This is a genomic window from Vibrio splendidus (assembly GCF_003345295.1).
Lineage (GTDB): Bacteria > Pseudomonadota > Gammaproteobacteria > Enterobacterales > Vibrionaceae > Vibrio > Vibrio splendidus_K.
Genome location: NZ_CP031056.1, coordinates 892,162 through 918,967 on the forward strand (window position 1 = coordinate 892,162; position 26,806 = coordinate 918,967).

Annotated in this window: 10 protein-coding genes; 8 read left to right on the forward strand and 2 right to left on the reverse strand. The window is 44.5% G+C overall.

Annotated elements, in window-relative coordinates; all coding sequences use genetic code 11:
- The first annotated feature begins 160 nt into the window (after positions 1-160).
- Positions 161-1,312, forward strand: a complete 1,152-nt coding sequence (locus DUN60_RS19630; protein ID WP_244212245.1) for an efflux RND transporter periplasmic adaptor subunit — start codon at positions 161-163, stop codon at positions 1,310-1,312.
- Between the two features lie 9 nt (positions 1,313-1,321).
- The gene (locus DUN60_RS19635) at positions 1,322-4,369 is read left to right on the forward strand and encodes an efflux RND transporter permease subunit (protein WP_114635156.1); all 3,048 of its coding nucleotides are present in this window, start codon (positions 1,322-1,324) and stop codon (positions 4,367-4,369) included.
- Positions 4,370-4,472: 103 nt separating this feature from the next.
- Here DUN60_RS19635 and DUN60_RS19640 read toward each other — a convergent pair whose 3' ends face one another.
- The gene (locus tag DUN60_RS19640) at positions 4,473-6,401 is read right to left on the reverse strand and encodes a winged helix-turn-helix domain-containing protein (RefSeq protein ID WP_114635158.1); all 1,929 of its coding nucleotides are present in this window, start codon (positions 6,399-6,401) and stop codon (positions 4,473-4,475) included.
- Between the two features lie 231 nt (positions 6,402-6,632).
- On the opposite strand from DUN60_RS19640, the gene DUN60_RS19645 reads away from it, so the two are divergent.
- The 6 genes from DUN60_RS19645 (at position 6,633) to DUN60_RS19670 (ending at position 15,032) form a co-directional block, all read left to right on the forward strand.
- Complete coding sequence (locus tag DUN60_RS19645; protein ID WP_114635160.1) at positions 6,633-7,268, forward strand: SDR family oxidoreductase; 636 nt, start codon at positions 6,633-6,635, stop codon at positions 7,266-7,268.
- Between the two features lie 277 nt (positions 7,269-7,545).
- On the forward strand, positions 7,546-8,658 hold the full coding sequence (locus DUN60_RS19650) for an NADH:flavin oxidoreductase (protein WP_114635162.1): 1,113 nt from the start codon (positions 7,546-7,548) through the stop codon (positions 8,656-8,658).
- Positions 8,659-9,073: 415 nt separating this feature from the next.
- Complete coding sequence (locus DUN60_RS19655; RefSeq protein WP_114635164.1) at positions 9,074-9,709, forward strand: CatB-related O-acetyltransferase; 636 nt, start codon at positions 9,074-9,076, stop codon at positions 9,707-9,709.
- 139 nt (positions 9,710-9,848) lie between these two features.
- Complete coding sequence (locus DUN60_RS19660) at positions 9,849-11,495, forward strand: ABC transporter transmembrane domain-containing protein (protein WP_114635166.1); 1,647 nt, start codon at positions 9,849-9,851, stop codon at positions 11,493-11,495.
- Positions 11,492-13,726 carry a peptidase domain-containing ABC transporter gene (locus tag DUN60_RS19665; RefSeq protein ID WP_114635169.1) on the forward strand — a complete coding sequence of 745 codons (2,235 nt, stop codon included), beginning with the start codon at positions 11,492-11,494 and terminating at the stop codon, positions 13,724-13,726. The genes DUN60_RS19660 and DUN60_RS19665 overlap by 4 nt, the downstream gene beginning before the upstream one ends.
- Complete coding sequence (locus DUN60_RS19670) at positions 13,719-15,032, forward strand: HlyD family type I secretion periplasmic adaptor subunit (protein ID WP_114635171.1); 1,314 nt, start codon at positions 13,719-13,721, stop codon at positions 15,030-15,032. Before DUN60_RS19665 ends, DUN60_RS19670 begins: the two co-directional genes overlap by 8 nt.
- Before the next feature lie 242 nt (positions 15,033-15,274).
- Here DUN60_RS19670 and DUN60_RS24480 read toward each other — a convergent pair whose 3' ends face one another.
- Positions 15,275-26,710 carry a VCBS domain-containing protein gene (locus DUN60_RS24480; protein WP_162808241.1) on the reverse strand — a complete coding sequence of 3,812 codons (11,436 nt, stop codon included), beginning with the start codon at positions 26,708-26,710 and terminating at the stop codon, positions 15,275-15,277.
- Positions 26,711-26,806 lie beyond the last annotated feature (96 nt).

The window sequence follows — 26,806 nt, forward strand, 5'->3', positions numbered from 1 at the left end:
TAAAACAAAAATTGAGTTTCGATTGATGTTTTAATTATAAGTGTTTGATTTTTAAAGTTTGATTTTTATTTTATATAAGATTGGGTGGATGTTATATGAGTTTGATTTATTGGCAGTGTCGATAGGTAGAATGACCAGACTTAAAAAACAAGGTGAACACATGAGTAAGTATAAAGGCGTTATCGTCGGGTCAGCTCTTTTTATATTACTGTCTTTTGTATTTGGTTTTCATTATGTAAAAGGTGAAATGATCAAAGAGAAGGTCGCTAATTTTAAATTGCCATCTATATCTGTAACAACGGAAAAAGTAAACCAAGATACTTGGGATAAAAGTTTAAAAGTCATTGGTAACATTCATTCTAAGCAATCTATTGATGTGACGAGCCAAATGTCAGGCCAAGTAAAAGAGATTCTCTTTACTTCAGGTCAGAAAGTAAATAAAGGTGATGTTCTTGTTAAATTGGATGATGCGTTATTGAAATCCAACTATAAGAGCCAGCTATCCAAAGTTGAATTGGTAAGAGTCGAATTGATGAGAAATAAATTGCTCCTTATAAATAACAGTGTTTCAAAAAATTCGGTTGATAAGCTACAAGCTCAATTTAATGCTGAAGGTGCAAAGCTGGAATATATTGCTACGCAAATCGACTACATGAAAGTGAAAGCGCCTTTTTCTGGCAGCGTTGGGATTCGTCATATCGATGTGGGTGACTTTATTAATTCAAGCACAGCAATTGTCGAGCTGGAAGACAAATCAAAGCAGTATGTCGATTTCTCTATTCCAGAGCTTTATTTACACGATGTGAAGGTAGGGCAAGATTTACAGTTTAATTCAGAAGCAACGAACGACGAAGTCTTTCACGGCACTATTTCTGCCATTGAACCGAGCTCAGACAGCAACACGCACAATATCGAATTGAGAGCCATGGCTAACCAAGCCGTGCCGTTAGAGGCGGGTATGTATGTCGACGCTACGTTAATCACATCAGAATCGGACACTATCGTGGCGGTACCTTCTGTTGCGATCAGTTACACCTTGTATGGGAACACCGTGTTTGTGTTGGATACGTCCACTAAAAAGGCCAGTGAACATTCGAGCAACGATGCATCACCATTTTACGAGTACAAGGTTGTGCAGCGCACTGTTGAAGTCGGCCCCAAACAAGGCGGTTATGTTGGTGTGGTTTCGGGCTTGAAAGCAGGGGATGTGGTTGTGACTTCAAACCAACACCAACTCAAGAATAGTGGATGGGTTCTGGTTAATAACCAACATCCGTTGATTACTGACAAAAGTACTAAGCAAAATAACTAGGAAACTCCCATGACATTTACTGATGTATTTATCAAACGTCCAGTTTTGGCTACGGTATTAAGCCTTGTACTGTTGGTGTTAGGCCTTAAAGCCTTCACCTCACTGCAAGTGCGTCAATATCCAGAAATTGAAACAGGCGTTATTACCATTACAACGAGTTATCCAGGTGCCAGTGCATCCAGCGTTCAAGGGTATGTGACGCAGCCACTGCAGGCAGAAATTGCTCAAACAGCGGGCATTGATTACATGACATCGGATAGTGCTCTGGGTAAGTCGGTTATCACGGTTTATTTGAAGCTAGGGTACCCGTCTGATAGTGCTTTGACCGAAATTTTGTCTCTCGTGCAGCAAGTGAAATATAAGCTGCCGTCGGGTGTATTGGACCCGAGTATTCTTAAATCGACGTCTCAATCTCCGATCTTATATGTTTCATTTTCGAGTGACACATTGAAGACGGAGCAAGTCTCGGACTATGTGAGCCGCGTAGTTAAGCCGACTTTCTCTACTGTTGAGGGGGTGTCAAAGGTCGACATATTGGGGCAAGAAGATTTTGCAATGCGAATCTGGCTGAACCCTCAACGACTGGCTTCATATGGTCTGACGGCTGAAGATGTTCAAAACGCGCTTCGTGCAAATAACATTGTGAGTGCGGCGGGCAAGTTGCAAAACCCTTATATCGAAGTTGATATTAACGCCCATACCGATTCAAGTTCGGTAGACGATTTCAAGAACATGGCTTTGAAAGCGCATGACGGGCAACTGGTGCACTTAAAAGATGTGGCGACGGTTGAACTAGGCGCAGCAAACTATGACTCAGACGTTGAGTTCAATGGTGTGACTACCGTATCAACGGCGATCAGCAATACGGCAACATCTAATCCATTGACCGTTGTTGAAGGCATTTACGAATTGCTTCCACAGATCCAAGCAGGCTTACCTGAAGGTATTAAAGCGGATGTAATCTATGACTCGACTAAGTTTATCGAAACCTCAATTGATGAAGTAGCGAAAACCTTAATCGAAGCCGCACTGATCGTTGTCATCGTTATCTTCGCCTTTTTGGGCTCAATGCGAGCGATGTTGATACCACTTGTAACGATTCCTTTGTCATTGATTGGCTCTATGTTCTTCATGTTGAGCATGGGCTTCAGTATTAACCTGTTGACGCTGCTTGCCATGGTATTAGCAATATCACTGGTGGTTGATGATGCCATCGTTGTTGTAGAAAACACCTTTCGCCACTTAGAAGACGGCACTAGCCCAATTAAGGCAGCAATAGACAGTGCTCGTGAAATTGCAGGCTCGGTTATTGCGATGACCATTACATTGGCCGCAGTGTATGCGCCGATTGGTTTCATGGGTGGACTCACCGGTAAGTTGTTTACTGAGTTCGCATTCACTTTGGCGGGTTCAGTACTAATTTCGGGTTTCATCGCCTTAACGCTAACGCCGATGATGTGTTCAAAACTGCTTAATAAATCGGTTCTCGACGGAAAACTGGTTAAGAAAATCGATGCGGTAATTGAAGGCGTAACAGAGCGCTATCGTAAAGTGCTCGAACATGTGTTGAATAACCGTGTTTATATTTGGCCTGTGGTAGGAACGTTGCTGATCAGTCTGGTGTTCATGTTTATGAATACTTCATCTGAACTGGCACCTGAAGAAGATCAAGGCGTGATGATTGTGATGGGACAAGGTCCTGCACAAGCGAATACCGATTACATTCGCCACTTTACTCCGGCTCTGATTGACTCTATCAGCAAGAACGATGAAGTCGAAATGACCATGCTAGATAACGGTTACATGAACAACAATGCGTTCTTTGGTTTGGGTGTATTGAAAGATTGGGATTCACGTGACGCAACGGCAAAAGAGGTAATGCAACGTTTCGAAAAAGAGAGTTCTGTATTACCGGGTTTGCAGGTGTATACCTTCTCTCCACCGGATTTGCCAGGCACGCCGCAAGGTCTGCCATTCCAAATGGTTCTGAAAACGCCAACGGGTTCTTATCAGGATCTCTATCAGTACGCTGAAAAACTGAAAGAGTACGCACAGAAGAGTGGCAAGTTCATCTATGTGCAAAACGACCTGAATTTTAATAAGCCACAGGTAGAGATTCGCATCGACCGCGATAAAGCGGCTCAGATGAACGTGAACGCACAAGACATCGGTACCGTGTTGTCTCGCTTTATCAGTGAAGGCTTCGTGAATTACTTCTCGATGGATCAGCGCAGCTATCAAGTTATCACTCAGGTACCTAACGAGAACCGTAACTCTTGGGATGATCTGAAGAGCTACCACGTACGCTCTAACACCAATGAGATGGTCCCGCTGGCGTCATTGATTGAAATTAGCCAATCAGTACAGCCATCGAAAGTGGATCAGTTTCAACAGCTTAATAGCGCCATGATTGAAGCGAAAATGATGCCGGGAATCAGTATCGGTGAAGCCTATAAAGTGATGGAAGAAGGGGCAGCGAAGATATTGCCTAAATCTTATACGACGGATACTTCAGGCCAATTGAGACAGTTCCTACAAGAAGGCTCTTCACTGGTTACGACGTTCTTCCTTGCTCTTGTGATTATTTACTTGGTTCTGGCTGCTCAATTTGAAAGTTTGCGAGACCCACTAGTGGTATTAACCAGTGTGCCATTGTCTATCTTTGGTGCTCTGATGCCACTGTATTTAGGCATTGATACGCTCAACATATACACCGAAGTAGGGCTGGTGACCTTGATAGGCTTAATCAGTAAGCACGGTATTCTGATTGTGGAGTTTGCAAACCAAATGCAACAGGAATTGAAATGTAGCCGACGCGAGGCCGCTATTCGTTCAGCGACTGTTCGAATGAGACCGGTATTGATGACCACAGCTGCGATGGTTGTCGGTGTCGTACCGCTGCTCATTGCAAGCGGAGCTGGTGCTCAAAGCCGTTTCTCGATTGGTTTGGTCATCACGGTTGGTATGTCGGTGGGCACATTATTCACTCTGTTCGTTGTACCAACGATATACACCTACTTGGCTGCGGATCACCGCGGGCAAGAGCAAGAAGTTTAGTCCGTTATCCAGTTTGTTATTTTATTCACTAGTATTTAGCTCACAAGAAGCACATCGCCTGTATGGGCTGTGTGCTTCTTAATGATCGAGAATTATAAACTCATCAATGCTTGATACCCAATTTGGATTCAATCTCGGTGATGTTACTTTTGAAAAACAGTGTTTGAGCTACTTTCAAAACTACAGGGTGGCCAGATTCTAATATCGCTTCATAGTAATACTCTTCCGCCATTGAAGGGTTGCCTTGAGATTCTTCAATTTTTGCCAAGATAATCATAGACATCACACTGTATTCATTCCTCGGGATCAAGCTCAGATAGTATTCGGCTTGGTCAGGGTTATCTTCAGTGAGGAAGTAGGCTGCTAACGCGTCATAGACTCGATAAGAGTTAGCATTGTTCTGAGCATTTAGTAACTGTTTTTTGAATTTCTTATTGAGCGCTTCAACCTGCTTATTCTTATTCTTCGATCTCATTATAAAAATGTCGGCAAGCTCATACATGTAACGGTTCGACATAACGAAGTGGTTGTCGGGTTCTAGCTCATTGGCTTGGGCGATCTTAGACAATGTGTCGGTTCTGTCTAATGTCATGAAGGTGAGTCCGAGCGCTTCAAGGGTGAGCTTTAAGGCTTCTTCTTGTTTGGGTAACTCAGAGATTTGTTGCTTTAATATCGATTTTTGAATATCCAAACTAAATGAATCCAACAGGTCATCGAGCATTGAACGCATGGTCGTGTGGAGTGAAGCTGGGTCAATCAGGTAATCTCGACCTAGGTGTCTGAAGTTAGAAATTCGGTTGAAGTAGGTGATATCAAGGTATTCTCTATCACCATCAATTTCACTCTTGAAACTGATCACGTTGGCTGAATTTGGCACCAAGGTTTCATCGATTACGACACGAAAATCGCGATAGGTGGTCAAGTAGCTCATTAATTTATGGATGATCCCACGCTTAAAGGCATCCGTCTTCAAGTTGTCATCGATACTTACGTAGATGTATCTAGGCTCTAAAGACAAGTAGTGCACAGATTCGTGTGCTTTGTGGGCATCTAGATTTTGGCTGTCTGCTGTTTGATTAAGACGATTTTGTTCCGTTGATTGATTGGAGTCAGCGAGTGGTTGGTTTGATTCATTAGCGGCGGTATTTAAACTGCTCAAATCGAAGGCGTCCGATGTAGGGCTGGTCGGTTTTAACGTCCACCAAATAAGTCCAAGCGCAATAACTATAGCGCCCCCAAACATCACAGCACGAGACGTTCTTTTCTGAGGTTTATTGGCTGCTATAGGCGCTTGTTTGTCGTTTGCTGTTTTATTTACAGGTGACTGTTGAATGAACTGTGCTGTACTCGAATCGGTATGGCTTGGAGCGACATAGCTCGAATCGCTAGGTCTCGAAGCGCTAGGTTGCGGATCAACAGGCTGAACAGGCTCTTGTGAAGCAGGTTTTTTTGAGGTTGCATCGATTGAACTCTCTTCAGATTCTTCGAGTACGGTTTTGGCCTCTGAGCCTTGATCGCTTATTAGGTTCTCACCAGTAACCGATTCTGCTTTTGGTACGACTTGTTGTTTTTTATCCTCATCCAAAACTGGCGATGTATCTGGTGCGTCTAATTGAGTTGAAGGAAAGGAACCAAAAGCATTAGGTGCATGATTCATGTCTGCAACTGACACGGTATCTGTGGTGACACTTGCAGGTACTAAGATGGTTTTGTGTACATCAACATCGAGTTTATAACCGCGTTTGGGCACGGTGATGATGTGTCCCATGGAATGTCGTTCAGCCGCTTTGAGTATTTTGCGCAGTTCAAAAATGGCTTGCGTGATCACCTGATCTGTCAAGATTGAGCCATTCCAGACTTCATTAATCAGCTCATCTCGTGAGAATACTATCTTAGGATTTTGGCAGAAAAAGTTGAGTAGCTTGGACAAGCGATTGTCGATGATCACGTCTTCATCATTCATGATGAGTTTGTCTTCATCAGGAATAAATAACCACACGTCGAAAGAGTATTGAATGCGTTCTTTTTTCATAACCACCGAGACTAAGTCATTGTATTAAAATTACTTTAGTAGACATGTTTGGGCAATTCAATCAACCAATGTCTAATTATGATAAGTGGTCGTGCTTTTGAGCGGATTAGTAAGATCCAGCAAAAAATAAAAATAATACTGAGACTTATTCTCATTTGTTGGTCTGAACGTAAGAACCGATTAGATTGTGTCGTTAGTATTAAGAGCAACATGAATATTATGAGGTTTTTTATGAGTACGGTCGTTGTATGGGGAGCAGGAAGTGGATTGGGTGCTGCAATTGTTGAGCATTTTCACAAACAAGATTATCAAGTGATAGCGATTGCGAGAAGCCCAGAGAACAACACGCGCTTGGCTGAACTTGGTATCACCACACTGCGTTGTGATGCTACCGATAAAGAACAGGTTGAAGCTGTGGTCGCTCAATTACTTAAATCGGCACTGGTCGTTTCTAGTATGGGCAGCTTCAGAGCGGATGTTCCCGTTGATTACATTGGACACCGACATCTGACTGATGCGCTTGAAGCCAATGGTATCGCTCGATTTGTACTGGTAACGTCGTTAGGTTGTGGTGACTCTTGGCAGTATTTGTCTGAGCGATCTAGAAAAGGGTTTGGCGCAGCGGTTCGTGAAAAGACGTTAGCTGAAGCTTGGTTAGCCTCGAGCTCTTTGGATTACACAATCTTACGTCCGGGTGGCTTGTTAGACGGCGAGGAGACTGGCAACGGTGAGCTGTCCCAGCAGGTCGAAGTTCATGGTGTGATTTACAGACAAGAAGTGGCGTGCCTTATTGAAGCCTTGTTAACCAATGAAGCGAGCATTGGGCAGATCTATCAGTGTGTTGATCCTACGGTTAAATATGGGTAACACTGTTAAGTCTGAATTTTAGTAAAGCCTTCAAGCTATAAAGCTATAAGCTTATAAATCCCTGAAGTCGTTTAGCTAAACTAAGCGGCTTTTGTTTGCTTCCTTTGTCTTCTCTAATTCCTGTCTTTCTGATCTCTTTCTGCCTTTTTCTCATATGAGAATGCCGCTCTCTTAATCTAGATTAAGTTTTCCCTAGTTTATTCTCTGTAGTATCCGCCTGAATCAGTGCCCATGCTTGATGGGTAACTCGCGTAACACGATTTTGAGAGGAAGACACTTGAGCACTTTGTTTACAGAAACCCACATTGGCAAGATGACACTAAAGAACCGCTTCATGAGAAGTGCAACGTGGGAAAATATGGCCACCGAAGACGGGCATATGACAGATAAACTGTACGCTATCTATGAAGAGTTGGCTCAAGGTGAAGTCGGCCTGATCGTGACGGGTTACGCGAACATCGTTGAAGAAGAAAAGCCGAATGCGGGCATGATGGGTATGTATAACGACTCATTCATTTCAGAGTATCAGAAGCTGACTCAACTGGTGCACGACAACGACTCTAAAATCGTGATGCAATTGGCTTATGGTGGCACCAAAACCACGCATGATCTTGGCGAGCGAGTAATCTACGCACCAAGTGAGGTTCCAGAAAAAGGAACTCAAACACTAGGCAAAGCGATGACCAAAGATGAGATCGACTACATTGTTGATGCCTTTGCTCAAGCGTCATTAAGAGCACAGAAGTCAGGTTTTGATGGAGTTGAAATTCATGCCGCTCACACTTACCTAATTAACCAGTTCTTAAGCCCTTATTACAACCAACGTGAAGATGAATACGGTGGTAGCCTTGAGAACCGCATGAGATTTTTGTTAGAGATCTATACCGCGACTCGTAAGTTGGTGGGTGATGATTTTCCTATCTTAGTTAAGCTTACAGCTTCTGAGTTTTTTGAGGGTGGCGTGACGTTTGATGAAACTCGCTTGGTGTGTAAGAAGCTTGAAGAAATTGGTGTGGATGGCATTGTCGTGTCAGGTAATATTCATGGTAAAGCCGATACTATGATTGGCGAGTCACACGATGGTTTTACCATTCAAGCGGAAGGTTACTTCCACGAATATGGTCACGCGATCAGCCAAGACGTCGACATTCCAGTGATCACCGTTGGCGGCTTAACGGATTTTGATGCTATCGAAGCGATTGCAAACAACACGGGCATCGAATACTTCGCGCTTTCAAGGCCTCTGCTTTCTGAACCCCATTTAGTTAAGCGTTGGAAGGAGGGGGATAGAAGTCCTGTAGAATGTGAACGATGCTCTAAGTGTCGTACTAAGCGCGGTAACTTCTGCGTGGTGAATAAAGACAGAAAAGTACAACTTGCTCGCATGTAACCGCTGATCCTAGACCCAAGCGTAAGCCTAAATTTATAAGCGAGTCTAAGTTTGAGCCTGTGTAATCGCGCAGGCTCTTGTTCATTCCGTATTCTACGAAATGATATTTGTAACCTTATTAATCACATTCTTCTGTCAAATGAGTGTGCATTAACGGATACAATATACCTGTAAATTATCTAACCAAGTTATCGATAACAAACTGAGCAAACTTTGAAATTACTTCCTCTTCTTAAGCAACCTCGAATCCACTGACGTCTCTTTAGTTTTAGCGACATTACGATTATTTTAACTGTGACTACACTATTGATGTATCAGGGCACCCAGTGCTACTACGTCAGCGAAGCTGTGCACGTTGAATCTGTATTGTCGAATATATTGATATTTAACTAATAAAGATTAATCAGAGGTAAAAATGCAAAACAAGCATTGGTCTAAATTCGAATTGCTGCATGAAGTAGTCAGCAACCCCAACATTCACATCAAAGGTCAACACAGTTACTACAGCGATTGCTGGGACAATGGGTTTGAAGGTTCAGTTGTCCGTTATCTTCATGGTGACGAAGTCAGTCGTCAGTGGGAGCCTCGTTGGGAAATCGACGAACTCTATATCGGTGACTATGTTTGTATCGGGGCTGAAGTGGTCATTCTCATGGGCGGTAACCATACCCACAGAGTCGACTGGTTTTCACTGTATCCATTTATGGATGTGATTGAAGACGCCTATATCGGCAAAGGCGATACTCACATTGAAGATGGGGTGTGGTTAGGCATGCGAGCGATGGTGATGCCCGGCGTTACGATTGGCGAAGGCGCTGTGGTTGCAGCGAATAGCGTTGTGACAAAAGACGTCGCACCCTACAGTATTGTTGGTGGTTCTCCTGCGAAAGTCGTTAAGTACCGTTTTGACAAGTCCGTTATCGAAGAACTGATTTCGATGAAAATATACGACTGGCCTGAAGAGAAGTTTGAGTCATTAAGAAAGCACTTGTGTGATTCGGATTTTACAAAGTTAAAGCAGGCGATTGAGGATTATGACAACAGATTGTAGAGCACGAATAGAACGGAAGATTTGTGTAGGAAGATCTGCGTCATAGTTATATTGAAAAACACGTTAAATCAGTCCGTTACCTTGCAATACTCAACATGGTGTACCAATCTTATTTCATCAGCATGGATAAGGATTGTGTATGCCCGCAAGTTCAATGAAAAACAAAGAGGTGGTAGGAAAAGTCCTACTGCCTTCTTTACTCATAAATCTTCTCTCTCTCGCCGTTCCGTTAACGGTTTTACAAATTTATGATCGTATTTTACCTAACCAAAGTTACGGTACTGCCACTTTGTTGTTGGCGGGTGCAGCGTTGGCTGTTGCCATGGAAGCATTAATCCGGTTTGTGCGTACTTGGCTTTTGTCAGCCGCGGCCAGCAATACCGAGAAAGCGACCTATCAAACCTTGGTTGAAAGAGTAACAACGGCTTCATCAGGCCATCTTCGCCACATTGGTGTTGGCGGTGTGGAAGAGGGGCTGGGCTCAGTATCAAAAGTCAAAGATTGGTATTCCGGTGGTGTGATTGCAGGCTTTATTGATTTACCTTTTGCATTGATCTTCTTGGGCTTAGTGGCTTACATCGGCGGTGAGCTGGTGGCGATACCTTTGGCAGTTTGGCTTATTACGCTCGGAATCGTTTGGTTATCTTCTATTCGCGTTAAAAGCTTAAGTGAAGAAGCCTCTCAAGATGAGCAGGAGCGAAAAGCGTTCTTGATTTTGCTGAGCCAAACCATTCAGGGAATCAAACGTCAGGCCGTTGAGTCTCGAATCTTCAATCAGTTTAAATCCCTCAATAATGTTCGCTCTCAGTCTAAAGCGAGAGAAGAAGAACAGAACGCCTTCGCCCAAGAGTGTATTCAACTTGCCGCATTAGCGACGTCAGTTTTACTGGTGATTACGGGGAGCTTGTGGGTGTTGGATGGGCAGTTAACTACTGGTGGATTAGCGGCATGTTCTATCTTGTCGGGCAGAGCCGTCGCACCTTTAAGTGCTTTGGTGGGAGTTCGAATTAAGCTTAATTCAATACACAGTGCTAATCAGGCAATAGAAAAGTTGAGTGACTTATCACTATCTGAGCCTTCAGATTCTGAGCAACCTAAGCTCCCTTTATCTGACTTTGAGACGTTGGGAATTAAGCAAGCGACCGTTGAAAGATACGGTGAACTCTCTCATGTTGATGTCACACTGAATAAAGGTGAGTTGGTATTGTTAGAGAGTGAGGATCGCCACACCAACAGTCATTTATTGTCGTCGATTGCAGGTATTGATGATCTAAAAGCGGGTGAGTGCTTCATTAACGGAGCTGCCGTTTCAATCGCATCGGTAACCAACATTGCTGCCTACTGTGGCGTTAAAGGACAGTTGGTGTCGGGGACCATTCTTGATAACTTGTGTGGCTTTGACCCTGAGAAAACGCAAAGCGCCAGTGACTATGCAAAGCGTTTGGGTTTAACCAAGGAAATTACTCGATTACCTGATGGACTAGAGACACAAATCGGCCATACGAGTGCTTCTTTGTTGAGTATGGGTAACGTGAAAATGCTCAATATCGCGGCTCAATTGGCAAGCGATAAACCCATAATCATGTTGGAAAGGCCGGATTCTTCACTTGATTTAGATGCCCTTGGAAACCTAGCTAAGGTTCTGGAAGAAGAAGTGACGGCAGGACGCACGATACTGATGGTGAGCTACCATTCTAAACTTCGCGAATTGGCTAATCGAATCATTATAGTGGAAAGTCGAGCTATTGCGGTCGACAACGAGAACAACCAGGAGGCTATCGTATGAATCGTTTAGATATTGGTAACCCTTCAGGTACGAACAACCGTGCAGATACCAGCGGTCGACAAGAGGTGATGAACCATTTAGAAACCGAGAGCCTTTCGGTTCTTAAGCAGTTGGAAGTTAATGCTAATATCCAGTTGTTCGCACATCAATGGGTTGATGAGAATGGCATTGAATCAATCGACGACATGTTCGCTATGTTCGATAGGCTTGCATTACCTTATCGCTTGGTTGCGAGCCTAGATGAAGTTGGTGAACACAAATTAGTATTACTGGTTCTTGGTGAACATGAGTTGATCTCCGGTCATTTAGAATCGAAGCAGTTTGTTGCCTTTAACGCGAATGAAGATATTACCGATGTCCCGCAGTTTTGTATTGTTATAGATGGTCCGCCATTAGAGAAGGCTTCTCCTGATTGGGTTGGCGAAAGATTACATGCATTTCGCCCCATTATTCCTAAATTACTGCTAGTCAGTTTTATCACTAACTTATTTGCGCTTGCCGTTCCTTTCATCACGATGTCAATTTATGACCATGTGATTGGCGGTGATGCAGGGCATGAGCTGCAAGGTATCGCCATTGGCGCGGCGTTGTTGTTTGTGATGATGGGTTGGTTAAGAACATTGCGTAGCCGAGTGTTTGCTTCAGTTTCCAACCGAGTAAGTCGTGAGATCTCTCAATCCCTCGTGCAGCGTCTGCTTCGAAATAGCTATGCTCAGAATCAGCAAACAGCCTCTTCTAGTCAACAAAACCAAGTAATGTTGTCGGAGCGTATTTCAGGTGTGCTTTCAGGGCCATTAGGAAATGCGCTGTTTGATCTGCCATTCATTCTAATTTTTGTACTTGCGATAGGTGTGTTAGGTGGGTGGTTAGTACTGGTTCCTATCGTTTCTTTGGTTCTTTATTACCTATTAGCTAAGCGTTCGATACGCTCAAGTAACAAGCGCTCAATGCAATCGACGGTAGCAGGCACGAATCGTCAAAATATGACCAATGAATTGTCATCCAAGCTTGCCTTTATTCGCAGTGCCGGATTCGCAGAGCACTGGATTCAACGCTTCAAAAAGGCCAATCTTCTTGCTTCAACAGTGACCTTTAATCAATCGGTTCTCCAGAGTCGGTACACCTCGATTTACTACTTCATTGGTGTGGGGTCGACACTCGCCGTGATGGGATTAGGTATAGGACTTATTTTTGAACAAGTGATGACCCCTGGTGGTTTGATTGCTTCAATGATGTTGATATCTAAAGTGACGGGTCCTGCTCAGGTGTTGGCAAACAGTGCGATGCGTTTTAATAGCTTTAATCAATCCAAACTGCAAGTGAACCGTATTTTGTCTCAGCCGTCTGAGCGTGAATTCAGTTACCAGCATCACCCATTACCTGTGGTAGCGCCTAATTTGAAATTAGACCAAGTGACACTGCGCTATCCCAAACAGAGTCGCCCTGCCTTGAATGGTGTCAGTTTTGATATTGAAGCCGGTGAAATTGTCGCGATTACCGGCCCTTCTGGGAGCGGTAAATCAACATTAATTGAAGTGCTGTCTGGCTTGCAGCCTATCCAAAACGGCATGGTCGAGCTTGAAAGCGTTAACCTCGTCCAATACGACCCGCAGCTCTATCGTCACTGGTGTTTCATTCGAGCCGCTTATCCTGATTTGCTTACGCTGAGTATTCGAGAGTGGCTAAACGACGGCCATAAAGTCGAAGATCAGAAAATGATCTCTGCAATTGAAATGGTGGGCGGAAAGCGTTGGTTCGAGACATTATCAGGTGGGCTCGATACTTCCATCAGCAGTATTCAGCCGGACAGCCTTTTTGACATGTTGTCTGGCAGCGTCGCGCAGATCCTCATTGACGCGAAAGCGCTGGTTTATGACTACCCTATGTTCTTAATGGATAATCCTGTGCCGGATGCTCACCCAAATGCTAAACGTATATTTGGTGAGTTTGTGCAGTCGAAAAAAGGAAAAGCAACCGTGATCTACACGTCCCACGATCCGGATTTAATCAAGCTTGCCGATAAAGTTGTGGTATTAAATGAAGGTGCAGTGGTTTATGCCGGTCCATTAGAGCCGGAGCAGTCTTCAGAACCTCAAGCTTCTCAAGAACCGCAGTTATCTGAGCAACCGTTATCTCAAGAGCTACAGCCGTCAACTCAAGATTCGTCTGCTCAACAAAATGCAGCCCAACAAGAACAATCAGAGTCTAAGCAAGGAGTCGCTAATGACTAAACAATCTATCGAGAAGGGCAAGCGCTACGGTGAACTTGTTGAATCACAAAATACGGCTCGTACATTGGCGCTGGCCACATGGTCGGTTGCCTTATGTGTTATTGCTTTTGCCACTTGGTCTGTCGTCACTCAAGTTGATGAAATCGCCAAAGCCAAAGGTGCTGTGATTCCGGAAGGCGAGAAGCAAGTATTACAAAGTGCGATTGGCGGTAAGTTAAAGCAAATTCTCGTAAAAGAAGGCCAGTTGGTTGAGAAAGGCCAGCCGCTTGTTGAGTTTGATGCCACTTTCCAGCGTACCGCCCTTGAAGAGCTCAAGTCTCAACAAGTGACGCTTCTAGCCAGTGTGGAACGTATGAATGCGCTGCTTGAGCAACGTGAGCCTAATCTTGCTGAATTCGAGGTCGATTACCCAGAGATCGTCAGCCAACAAAAGGCGCAGTTGAATGCGCAAAAAGCACTCTATTTTCAAAAGCGAGTGGTGCTTGAGAAAGAGAGTGAGCAAATTGCAGAACAGCTTCGTAGTGTAAAAAATGCCTTGCCGAGTTATGAGAAAGAGTTGAATGCGACTAAGCAAGAGTTGAACATACTAGAAAAGGGTTATAAATCGGGCAACATTTCACGCTTACGTGTGCTTGAAATGCGTCAAAAACTGGCCAGCATTGAGCAGAAAATTGAAGAAGCTCGTGGTAAGAAGTCTGTATTGATTAGACAAGCTGACAGTAATGATCAAAAAATCATACAGCTTCTGGCGGAGGCGAAAGCTAAAGTGAGCGATGATCGTTCTAAAGCTGTCTCTGACTTGTCAGCCCTGAACGCCAGAGTACGTTCAAGCCAAGCGAAATTGACGAACACCATGTTAGTGTCGCCGCTACAAGGTTTGGTGCAAAGCCTGCCAAGTACACAGAACGGAGGTGTTATTCAGCCGGGTGGCACTGTGGTTGAAATTGTTCCTGTTGGTGGGAAAGCCGATTTTAAAGCCCGTTTGTCGCCAAGAGATATTGGTTTTGTGAGTGTAGGGCAGCCGACTCGTATCAAGATTGATGCGTTTGATTACAGCCGCTTTGGGGCGCTAAAAGGGGCGGTTGAGAGTATTTCACCGACCACAAGTCAAAGCGAACGTGGCGAGATCTATTATGAAGTAGTCGTCTCGGTGGATGTTCCTTATTTCCGTGATAATCCTGAGAGCTTTTCTATCTTGCCAGGTATGACGGGCGAGGTAGATATTACCACTGGTGAGAAATCAGTATTCCAGTATTTATGGAAACCGATCTACACCAATGTGAGTGTCGCATTTGGTGAAAGGTAATCGTTATAAAGAGTAGCTGGATAGTCAACGAATAAGAAAGTAGAAAAGTATAAAAGGGAGCACATCATGTGCTCCCTTTTTGGTTTTCATATTCTCTGTTTTGTATGTTGTTTAGAGAGAAACAACGGGGAGCAAGTAATGCTCCCTGTTGTGTTGGCTTTGAGTTTAAGCGGTAAGTTGCAAGCACTAAGCACTAAGCACTAAGCACTAAGCGTTAGGCAATAAGCACTTGATATGTGGAGTTATGAGTTAGGATCTATGTCCGGTAATCCATCGATATCGTGGTGGTGATGCTCATCATCCTGGTTATGGTTGATGTTTGCATCATGGTGTTCCAGCGCGTCTGACATATCCAAGTGCGCTTGGTCATGTGTCGTTGCATCTTGATGGTCAACTTGCGCTAGTACGATGTCCATGTCCGCAGGTTGATCGTGGACAGTTGTTGATGTCGCATCGGGTTTAATCCCCAATGCATCCAGATAAGCAGCTGCACCGTGGTGGCTGGTTTTCTGATCGGGTTCTTGGTGAGTGTGCTGAGTCAAATCTAGATAACTGTCATCGCTTTGCGTAACGGTAAAGTCCGCTTGTGAAGCCATGTCTGGCTCATCATGTAGTACCGGAGGTGGAGGTGGTGGAGCAGGGTGTGAAGCATGTGCGATAGGAGTGATTGTCATATCAACCACTTCGGTACCAATATTTAGTTTGCCACTATTCCCTGGCCCATGGCTTAGTATTTGAATGTTGACATGTGCGACCACTTCATCTTGATTCGTACCTTGTAAGGCAACTTCGAACTTGTCTTCATGTTGACCGATGCCAGAAGCACTACCATGTGGCCCTGTGTGAACATTTGCTTGTTCTTGATAATGTAAATCACCGGTTTGAGGATCAATGGTTAGTGTTCCATATTGCCCATGATGACTGGTCACATATTGTCCATTTGGTAGATGGATTCTCCAACCGTGTTGTGTGGTGGGTACTGGTGTTAAAGATGGCAATTGTGGTGGTATGCCAAGCGTGCCAGACACTTGATGGCTTCCCGATGGTGGTCTGACAACGATCGGTTCAGGTATAGCACTTGCAGCAAAACCTTGGCTACCTGCGGTATTACCGTGTTCGTCAGTCATTGTTGCTTGCACATTAGAACCTGGATGAACTTCAATTTGTATTCCATGTTGAAGAGTGTGAGCATCTAATACATGATCCTGACCGTTAACAACAAGATGCTCACCGATTTTAGCATCACCAGGAGGCGTAACGGTTGCTGTAATCGTATTTGCATGGCCTCGGGCGATTTCAGCTTTGCTGTACAAGTTGTCTGCCCCTGTGTTTTCAAAAGTGATAGTAGGAACGCTAACCTGAGTGTCGACTTGATAAACAACATCAGTGGTGGTGTGAGCGCTGTTACCTGCGCTATCTGTTACCGCGATTGACGCTTCAATTTTTTGGTCAGCATCTGCAGTTAACTCGCTACCAGGAACGGCAATGGAATAGTGTCCTTGTGAGTCTACAGCGCCAGTATGTTGTGCCCCATTGACGTTCAAAGTAACAATGTCGCCGACATTGAAATCACCAGAAACGGATCCAGTGACATCAACGGATGAATTGGATTCTTGAGAGTTAATCACATTATCAGCGGTTATAGGATCGGTCTGAATACCGATGTGTATTTGTGTATCAACGGTGAATACTTGCGATCCTGTGGTTGCACTGCCCACATTTCCGACAACATCTGTTGTTTGTATTGTTGCTTCAATAGAGTGTATCGGTGCTGCCTGGCCACTTGCATAGCTAGTGTGAATGTTAGCATGCTCCAACACTCTGCCATCAACTGGAATTGAGAAGTGTCCGCTAGCGTTAATAGTGCCCGTGAGAGACAGAATATGCGTCCCGTTTATTTTTAAGCTTACCGTGTCACCTGCGTGATAATCGCCAGTAACCGTACCTGTTATCGGAATGCTTTGACCCGATTCAAGGGCATTAAGCACGTTATCTTGTGTAACTGAATCGACGGTTATATGTGGAATAGGGTTCTGTGTATCGACTAATAAATGAGTTGAAATACGAGGCGTTGAATTTCCAGCAGTATCTACGGTACCCACTTGTATTGGGTAGTCGTGATCGGACGCCAGAATGTTTTGGTGAACAGATGCACTAAGGGTCAATGACCATGAACCATCCGATTTTACGGTCGCGTCATAAAAATGATTATTACCAACGACAACATACACGACATCACCAGGGTCGATATTAGAGGTGGTTCCTGTTATTACCAACGGCTGATTATTCTCAGCAGCATTTAGTGCATTATCTTGCGATATCGGATTCACAGTCACCGTGCCGGGGGTTGTATCTAAGGTGAAGCTAAAGTTAGTCACTGGAGATAAGTTGCCTGCGATATCAGTTTGTCTTACCTGCAGGTTGTTTACACCTTCTACTGGGTTAAATACAGCAGTCCAAGTGTGTCCGCCATCATTTGAATATTCTACTTTTGCGCCCGCTTCCGTTTGAATTGAAAGCTGAGAGTCTTTAGTGATTAAGTCTGGGGTGTTGACGGAGTGTGGCCCAGTATCGTTGCGCAATGAGACAGTCGGTGCGGTAATTGTATTGTCGAGGGTGAAAGTCAGTGAAGTATTGGTCGACACATTTCCTGCGGTGTCAGTTTGTCTCATACTAACGGTATTTGAACCTTGTTGTGGCGTAAAGCTCGATGTCCATGTATGCCCGTTGTCAATGGAATACTCAACAGTTGAGCCTGCTTCTTGTCCGCCAATAGTTAGTGCACCATCACTGGTGATTAAATCGGAGTTATTACTTCCCGTATCATGAGTTAATCCAATGGTAAGTGGCGCAACCACAGTATCAACATGTACAGAAAGTAGTGACGATGTTGCAGGTTGCACTGATGAAGGAGCCAATGCTTTGGCGGATAGATTATGATCGCCGTCCGATAAGCTGCTTACCGCAACACTATATTGTCCAGATGCATCAGACACCGCGTGTCCAACGAGTATTGAACCATCATAGACCGTGACTTGTGAATAAGGGATATCCGTATGTCCCGTGATGGTTGGTGTGGTTTCTTTGGTGACATTATCGGTATCTGATATACCAGTATCACTAGATGCGGCTAGATCTAGGGTTACTGCATTACTTGGTGGTGTGTTTGTTCCAGTAGGTAAGCTCGGTTGAGTTGTAGTAATCAGCGGATTAACAGGCACCGTTGTTGAAATCGTTGGTTGTTGTCCGGGGACAACGGAAACATGACCATTGGTATCAAAAGTAATGAACTTCGATGATTCACCACCATGATTGTCAGCCACTTTCACTTCAAACACATCGGTTCCGTGATACGTGTGTGTAGCTGAGTTATAAGTCATCCCTGCAACCGAAGAGTTTGCCGTGTACACATAGGCACCGGTATCCGGATCGACGGAGAGCGAACCAAATTGGCCTGTTGAACTGACGACAGAGAAAGTATGCATATCTTTAACGTCAATATCGGTTTCAGTGAGGGTTCCCGTTGTTGGGGTGGTTTGGGTAACGGATAGTATAGGGTCATCATTGGTACCAACGACGGTGATGACTATTTGGTGTTTATCTCCTCCGCGAGAAACCACTTCATATGTAACTTGATGTTTTTCGCCTTCAGCAAGCCTATTTAAATTGTTGTTCGGAACCGAGTAAGTCCAGTCGCCGGCTCGGCCAATACTTAAATCACCACCAAATTGGTCACTCACAGCATGTACATTTCGGTTGGCGACGAACTCACTTTCTCCTGCGTCAGGGTCGGAAACAATTAGTACTCCCGATACTGCTACAGTATGTTGTGAGTCTCCTTGAACGTGGACATCTTCTTTTACCGATCCGGTATCGTCTACTGAAAATACAGCTGCATCATTGACGGCGGCTAGTGTGGTACTTGCACCCGTGTGTGTCACTCCACCATGCCCATCGATGACATCGTAAGAGAAATGGACTTGTCCGTTATAGTTGGGTTCGGGATGGAAGTTAAATGTCCCATCTTTGTTATCAACAATGACGCCGTGATCAGCGACTAAGTTGGTTATGTTTAAGTGCCCTATGTCGTTGTGATCGATGTCTGTAGCATTTGAAAGAAGATCAGACTTGTTTAGCTGAATATCGGTATCTTCTATTCCTGGTGCTAATTTAACTTGCGCTGAAACTACTGGTGCATCGTTGGTTCCCTGAACTGTCACTGTAAGTAATTGACTGGCGGTGCCATCTAGGGAATGGACTGTGTGGGTCTCGGTAAATGATTCACCAGCACCGAGTTTTTGTACTTCATCGATGGAGTTATCAATGGTGTAGTTCCATCCTCCATCAGCGCTAATTTTGAACTGACCATGGTGTGTGGTATTGATGGTTTCAGCTTGCAGATAAGATTGATCATGGTCAGGGTCAACCACATGCAAACGCCCGCCAGCATAGAGATTTGTTGTACTCGCGGGAACAAAATGTTCTTCAATAACAGATTGATTAGCAGGCAATGAATTTGGCATCGAAACATGGATTTGTGCGTTACTATCTTCACCGGTTACCCTGACCATAATGGTCAGTGTTTGTCCGTCACTGGTTTTTATCTCATAAGGAAAATCAATGGACTCACCGGCATGTAAGCTTTGGATATCATCATTGGCGTGTCGGTTAAGCGCTCCTTGGAGCCGGAATTGATAGGAACCATCAGGAAAAACATTAAGTGAACCGGGTGAGTAATGTTGGCCGATATATCGCCCGCCAAATAGAAACTGTGTATTATCTCCCGTATCAGGGTCGACTAGTTGTAATGAACCTTTATAGGTATGTTGCGCACTATCAACGGCTTCTGTTTCACTCATTTGAATGATGTTTGAGGTTAATCCTGCTTTATCATCTGTACCAGCAATAGTAATAGTTGCTATGGCAGGTGTTTGCCCTCCATGATTATCGTCAATCATGTAATGGACAACGACATCTGATTTTTCACCAACTCTTAGGTGCTGAAATACTTGAGCATGGCTATCAATGATCAACGAATGACCATCGCTCGCTATTGTGACACCTTGAGGTAACTTGCCAGTACTGCCTTCAAACGAAGCCTGTATCTGACTAATAGATAAGGCATCACCATCAACATCAGTGGCACCTGCAAGTAAATTTATAATATGGTGCGTATCTGTGTCTTCTGTTACAGAATCAACAACAGGAATATTATCAGGGTTATCGTTGATCGCGCCTAGTGAGGTGATTGCTCCTGTATGGGTCACTCCACCATGTGCATCCCTAACATCATATGAAAAGTGGACATTACCGTTATAATTTTTCTCTGGTGTAAATGAAAAGCTACCATCTGAATTAATTGCAATTGAACCATGATCAGCATGCAAATTTTCTACAGTAAGTAGCCCAGTATCATTATTATCGACATCAACCGTGTTGTGTAGTAATTGTTCGATAGTGATGGTTTGGCGGGTATCTTCTGTGCCCGCGTTAAGTTGCACTTCTGATGAACAATACGGGCGGTCATTACTGCCATGAATAGTGATAACAATGTTATGAGCTGTACCGTCCGCTGACTTGATTGTGATTGTATCGGTTAGGTTTTGCCCCTGACCGAGTTTATCTATTGCTCTACCCGTTGAATCTTGGCCAATTGAAGCGTAATAGTTCCAATCACCGTTTTCTTGCAATATGATCTGACCATAATGTCCGTGGTAAACACCATTTTGGGCGTGCGCTTCGCCACTATCGGCATCGTGGATATTAAGGTGGCCCTTGGTATGGATCTGATCGTTCCATAATTTGCCAGTATTGTGATGCTGATGATCGGGCGATCGATCGTTCACCCTAGAACCCGACATACTGCCGTCTGGCGCCGTAAAAGTGTGTCCTTCATGCACATCACCAGTATCTGTTCCTGTAATTTTTGCGGTGTCGCTAACGGCATCTATGTGAAGGGTATTCGTCGCTTTCTGCGAGTTTACATGACCATCATTGACAGTGTACTTAAATTGAACATCACCATTGAAATCTTGTGCGGGGACGAATTGAAGTTTACTGATGTCTGCGGTGGCAATGCTCTGACCTGAAGAGATGTCATGCCCGTCAAGAACAAACTTACCTTGTGTCGCTGGTGGTAGGTCTGTAATCGAAATCGAGTGCAACGTGTCTTTGGTGTCTATATCGGTGAAACCAAACTGACTTGCTTGCATTTGGTAATGTGTGTCTTCTGTGCCGTTGCTGAGAACAACTTTATTCACCGTAGGAGCGTCGTTGGTTCCTGTTACATCAATATGCAGATCGTAAGCAGTCCCATCATAACTATGAACACGATACACCACCGTTTCAGTCTGTCCTTGACCAAGGTGTTGTAGAGCCGCGTTGTCAACGCTATAACCCCAATTTCCGGCGCTGTCGATTCGCAACATGCCACCAAATGGATCGTGAATAGAGGTTTCACCAAACTGACTGTATTGGAATTTATTTTCACCGCTATCAGGGTCGATAACTTGAAGTTTCCCATATGCTAGCTCTGTAGTGATTCCGTTGTTGTGAGTGGCATGCGTGCCATCTTCAGTCACGCTTCCTGTTGTCACCTCAGTAATAGTGGCTTGATCTGGAGTACCAGTAATCGTTGTATTTGCACCAGTATGAGTGGCGCCACTATGTGCATCGACGACATCATAGGTAAAATGGATGTTACCGTTGTAATTATGGTTGGGAGTAAAGGTGAAAGTACCGTCGTGATTATCCCGAATTGAACCATGATCGGCATGAAGGTTAGCGACAGACAGCTTACCTGCATCGTTTGCATCAACATCTACGCTATTCGAAAGCAGTTCACTGGTTGTTATGGTTTGAACTGTATCTTCTTTGCCTGAATTTAGTTGTACTTCGGATGAACAATACGGGCGATCATTGCTACCGTTTATGGTAATTACAATATCATGCGTAGTGCCATCTATAGAATGGACAGTGATGGTGTCAGTTAACGTATCACCTTTACCAAGTTGGTCGATGGCGGTCCCTCTGGTGGTTGGTCGCCCACCAATATGACTGACACTGCCTGCATCGGCAACGTAATGCCAACTACCATCAGGGTTTAAAATTAAATCACCATAAGTACCATGGTAGTTATAGGCATTGGTGTGGGAAGCAAAACCTTGTTCGCCTTTATCTGGGTCAACAATGGTCAATTGTCCATCGGCGGATAAAACACTGTTTCCCAGTGTTGCCATTCCGGAATGAGCAAAATCGGGTGACATATTATCACCCGCTGTTTTTTCAATGACAGAACCCGTATCCACACCACCAATAATGGCGGCATCACCAGTACCAGTAATAGTAATGGTTAGGTTTTCTGTTGAGCTACTGTTGTGCTCATCAGTGATTGTGACTGGAATCGTAAGGGTTTGAGTTTGTTTATCTGCTAGATGTTGGTAGGTACTATTCGAAGGATCAAAGCTGTAGCTACCGTCTTTATTTAGGGTCAATCCATCTACAGGATTTGCTACTGAATAAGTTAACTGGGCACCATTATCGATATCTGTGCCGACCATCTGACCTTGGAGTAATTGCCCATCTTCGGTAACCGAGTGCGATTGCGCAGCAATAGTTGGTTTATCGTTGGTACCATTTATCGTGACTTTTATGGTCGAGGGTGTGCCATCAACGGACGACACAGTAAAGGTTTCTTCAACCTTATCGCCCACATTCAACTGATTAAAAGCGCTGTTGGCAGTGAACGTCCATTGACCATGGGTGTCGATGTTTAGGTTACCGTTAGTGCCTGAAATGGAATCCGGTGTGAACGTATGGTCTGGGTTGTCGACGTCGGTGCTGGTTATTGTGCCTGAGGTGGTTATCGCTTTGTCAGTCTCATCCACACTTACCGTTGCGGTACTGACCGTCGCTTTATCATTGGTGCCATTGATCGTAACTTTGATGGTTGAGAGGGTGCCATCAACAGACGATACAGTGAAGGTTTCTTCAACCTTATCGCCCACATTCAACTGATTAAAAGTGCTGTTGGCAGTGAACGTCCAATGGCCATTAGCATCAATGTTTAGGTTGCCGTTCGTGCCAGTGATGGAATCGGGCGTAAACGTGTTATCTGGATTATCGATATCGGTGCTGGTTAGCGTGCCTGAGGTAGTTACCGCTGTATCAGTTTCATCAACTGCCACATTTGCGCTGCTAACGGTCGCTTTATCGTTGGTGCCGTTAATCGTCACCTTGATGGTGGACGGTGTGCCATCTACAGACGACACCGTAAAGGTCTCTTCGGCTTTATCGCCAACGTTCAATTGATTAAATGCGCTGTTGGCGGTGAACGTCCAACGACCATTAGCATCAATGTTTAGGTTGCCGTTGGCACCAATAATTGAATCCGGTGTGAACGCATTATCTGGATTATCCACGTCAGTACTGGTCAATGTTCCTGATGTTGTTACTGCTTGGTCGGTTTCATCGATGGCAACGGTCGCACTGCTTACCGTCGCCTTATCATTGGTGCCATTAATCGTAATTTTGATGGTGGATGTTGTGCCATCGACCGAATTGACGGTGAACGTCTCTTCGACTTTATCGCCAACGTTTAATTGATTGAATGCGCTGTTGGCGGTGAATGTCCATTGACCATGGGTGTCAATAGTCAGGTCGCCGTTAGATCCAGCAATGTAGTCTGGCGTAAACGTGTTGTCTGGGTTGTCTACATCGGTACTTGTGAGGGTTCCAGAAGTTATTATAGCGCTGTTCGTTTCATCCACACTTACAGTTGCGGTACTGACTGTCGCTGCATCGTTAGTACCGTTAATCGTCACTTTTATGGTTGACGGTGTGCCATCAACAGACGACACCGTAAAGGTTTCTTCGATTTTATCGCCGACATTCAATTGGTTAAACGCGCTGTTGGCGGTGAACGTCCAATGACCATTAGCATCAATGTTTAGGTTGCCGTTGGCACCAATAATTGAATCCGGTGTGAACGCATTATCTGGGTTATCTACGTCGGTGCTGATCAACGTACCTGATGTGGTTACCGCTTTGTCAGTCTCATCGATAGCGACGGTCGCACTGCTAACCATGGCATTATCGTTGGTGCCGTTAATCGTGATTTTGATGGTTGATGGTGTGCCATCCACAGATGACACCGTGAAGGTTTCTTCGACCTTATCACCGACGTTCAATTGATTAAACGCACTATTCGCAGTGAACGCCCAATGACCATTAGCATCAATAGTCAGGTCACCGTTGGTGCCTGAAATAGAATCCGGTGTAAACGTATTATCTGGATTATCAACGTCGATACTGGTTAGCGTTCCTGAAGCTGTTACCGCTTTGTTAGTCTCATCGATGACGACAGTTGCACTGCTGACAGTAGCTTTATCGTTGGTTCCGTTGATCGTCACTTTGATTGTTGATGGGGTACCATCGATGGAAGAGACAGTGAACGTCTCTTCGACTTTATCGCCAACGTTTAATTGATTGAATGCGCTGTTGGCGGTGAAGATCCATTGACCATGGGCGTCGATGTTTAGGTTGCCGTTCGTGCCAATGATGGAATCTGGCGTGAACGTATTGTCTGGGTTATCAACATCGGTACTGGTCAATGTTCCTGATGTTGTTACTGCTTTGTCGGTTTCATTGATAGCAACGGTCGCACTGCTGACAGTTGCTTTGTCATTGGTGCCATTTACTGTGATAGTCACTTGATGCGGCGTGCCGTCAGCGGAATGAACGGTGATGGTGTCGGTAGCGGTTGCTCCTTTGCCCAATGATTGAACGTTAGGATTTGTATTATCAAGATCGTACGTCCAAGAACCAGTATCGGTCAGATGAAGCGTACCAAACGAGCCTACGATATCGGTGTTGGAGAAGTGTGCCTCGCCAGTATCCACATCCGTTACCGCAAGTGTGCCCGAGGTCTGAAGTTGGGACTCTTCGGTTACCACGCCGGTACTAGTTCCGCTTATCACGGCTTTATCATTGGTGCCGTTAACGGTAATAGTGATTTGATGAGGAGTGCCGTCAGCGGAGTGGATGGTTATGATGTCTGTTGTCGCAGACCCTTTACCAAGAGCCTGAACTTGTGGATTTTTATTATCTAGATCGTAGGTCCAATCACCATTGTCTTTAAGGTGTAAAGTACCCAGTGTCCCCTTGAGGTCGGAAGTAGAAAAATGCGCCTCTTTTGAGTCGATATCGGTGATGTTGAGTTGGCCCGAAACCGTTAGGTCTTTATCTTCAGTAACTTGGCTTGAGCCATTACTTTTCCCGATAGCGAAAAACGAACTTGGTGAATTTGCTGTACTACTCGTAATTACCGCATGGTCGTTGGTGCCATTAATCGTAACCGTAACTTGATGTGCTGTGCCATCGGCAGAGTGAACAGTGACGATGTCTGTCGCAGTTGATCCTTGGCCAAGCCCTTGAACTACAGGGTTATTGTTATCTAAATTGTATGTCCATGCACCGTCTTTGGTGATGCTTAGCGTACCGAAATTACTAGTCACTTGTGAGGCTTGAAAGTGGTCCTCTCCAAGATCAGAGTCCGTTACCGAAAGCTGTCCTTGGATTTGTGTCGTTAAATCTTCAGTTACCGTGCCAGCATCTACACCTGTGATAACGGCGTTGTCGTCGTTGCCGCCAATTGTCATATCGATTGTTTGAGGCGTGCCATCTTTGGTGTGAATAGTGAAGCTTTCGTGCAATGAAGTGGCTGCGGTTAACGCTTGAACATTCGAAAGAGAGTTGTCAACTTGATACTGCCAGTGTCCATCAACATCGATAGTTAATGAACCATATTTTCCTGAGATAACTTCCGGCGTAACCGAACTTTCATTTTGGTCAGGGTCTATGACATCGATTTTGCCGTTCGCATGTAACAAACCTTGTGAATCAATATTGTGATCTTCTGTTACGACACCTGTTAGGTCTCCAGAAATATTTGGCGTGTCTTGCTTACCTGTTACCGGTATCTGAACAATGATGCTCGAGCCATTAGATAGATGTAACGCAAAATGGTCAGTACCTGGTTGGTGCTGATTTAACAGGATGTATTGAGGAGAATTTGGATTCAATATGAATGTGTATTGACCATTTGCATCAACATGAAGCTCTCCGTACGTACCTTTTATGACTTCTGGCATGAAGGTGACGGGTAAAGCGGGCGTCGTAGGCGCATTCGAATGAGTCGGCTGACCGTTACTTCCTGAGGAGATAGTCGGCATCGATACCGAAGGAATGTAATGGACTTGCGGGTGAGAAAGCGTCGACAAATGATGAGAAGGAACCAAGTGAGAGCTCGAACCATGGGGGGCATGACTTGCACTCAAGGTTGAGTTTACATCGCTGTCACTTGTCTGAGCTTCTTGATGAGCAACCGCAGATGAGTCCGCCTTGCTATGGTCATCGGTGACATCTTTTTCGGTCACGTTATTTGCGGTTACTTGATCTGCAGCGTCGCTGGAATTGTCTATACTTTCGGCAGCAGCGTGTTTAGCCAATGATGGCAAAATCATCATGAGTGACTGAAAAAGTGGGATATTCACTTTTAGATGTGAATGCAGTCTGCGCTTCTTTCTTTGTGTTGGTTTCTTTTGTTCTAGCTCGTTACTTTTTTTATTTTTGATTTCTGTATTTTTCTTGTCTGTTTCGACGTTTCTTTTGTTAGCCATTTTTATCATCCGTGAATCGTGGTTGCACTATTTTAAGTAAAATACACAGATAGAGGTTTCGCTAGCTAATTGGATAATTTTTAAAGAAAAAACTGC

Excerpts from the sequence above, each read along its gene's own strand:
- DUN60_RS19635 (WP_114635156.1), top strand. The coding sequence starts at position 1,322 with ATGACATTTACTGATGTATTTATCAAACGTCCAGTTTTGGCTACGGTA.
- DUN60_RS19655 (WP_114635164.1), top strand. The coding sequence starts at position 9,074 with ATGCAAAACAAGCATTGGTCTAAATTCGAATTGCTGCATGAAGTAGTC.
- DUN60_RS19640 (WP_114635158.1), bottom strand. The coding sequence starts at position 6,401 with ATGAAAAAAGAACGCATTCAATACTCTTTCGACGTGTGGTTATTTATT.
- DUN60_RS24480 (WP_162808241.1), bottom strand. The coding sequence starts at position 26,710 with ATGGCTAACAAAAGAAACGTCGAAACAGACAAGAAAAATACAGAAATC.
- DUN60_RS19665 (WP_114635169.1), top strand. The coding sequence starts at position 11,492 with ATGAATCGTTTAGATATTGGTAACCCTTCAGGTACGAACAACCGTGCA.
- DUN60_RS19630 (WP_244212245.1), top strand. The coding sequence starts at position 161 with ATGAGTAAGTATAAAGGCGTTATCGTCGGGTCAGCTCTTTTTATATTA.
- DUN60_RS19645 (WP_114635160.1), top strand. The coding sequence starts at position 6,633 with ATGAGTACGGTCGTTGTATGGGGAGCAGGAAGTGGATTGGGTGCTGCA.
- DUN60_RS19670 (WP_114635171.1), top strand. The coding sequence starts at position 13,719 with ATGACTAAACAATCTATCGAGAAGGGCAAGCGCTACGGTGAACTTGTT.
- DUN60_RS19660 (WP_114635166.1), top strand. The coding sequence starts at position 9,849 with ATGCCCGCAAGTTCAATGAAAAACAAAGAGGTGGTAGGAAAAGTCCTA.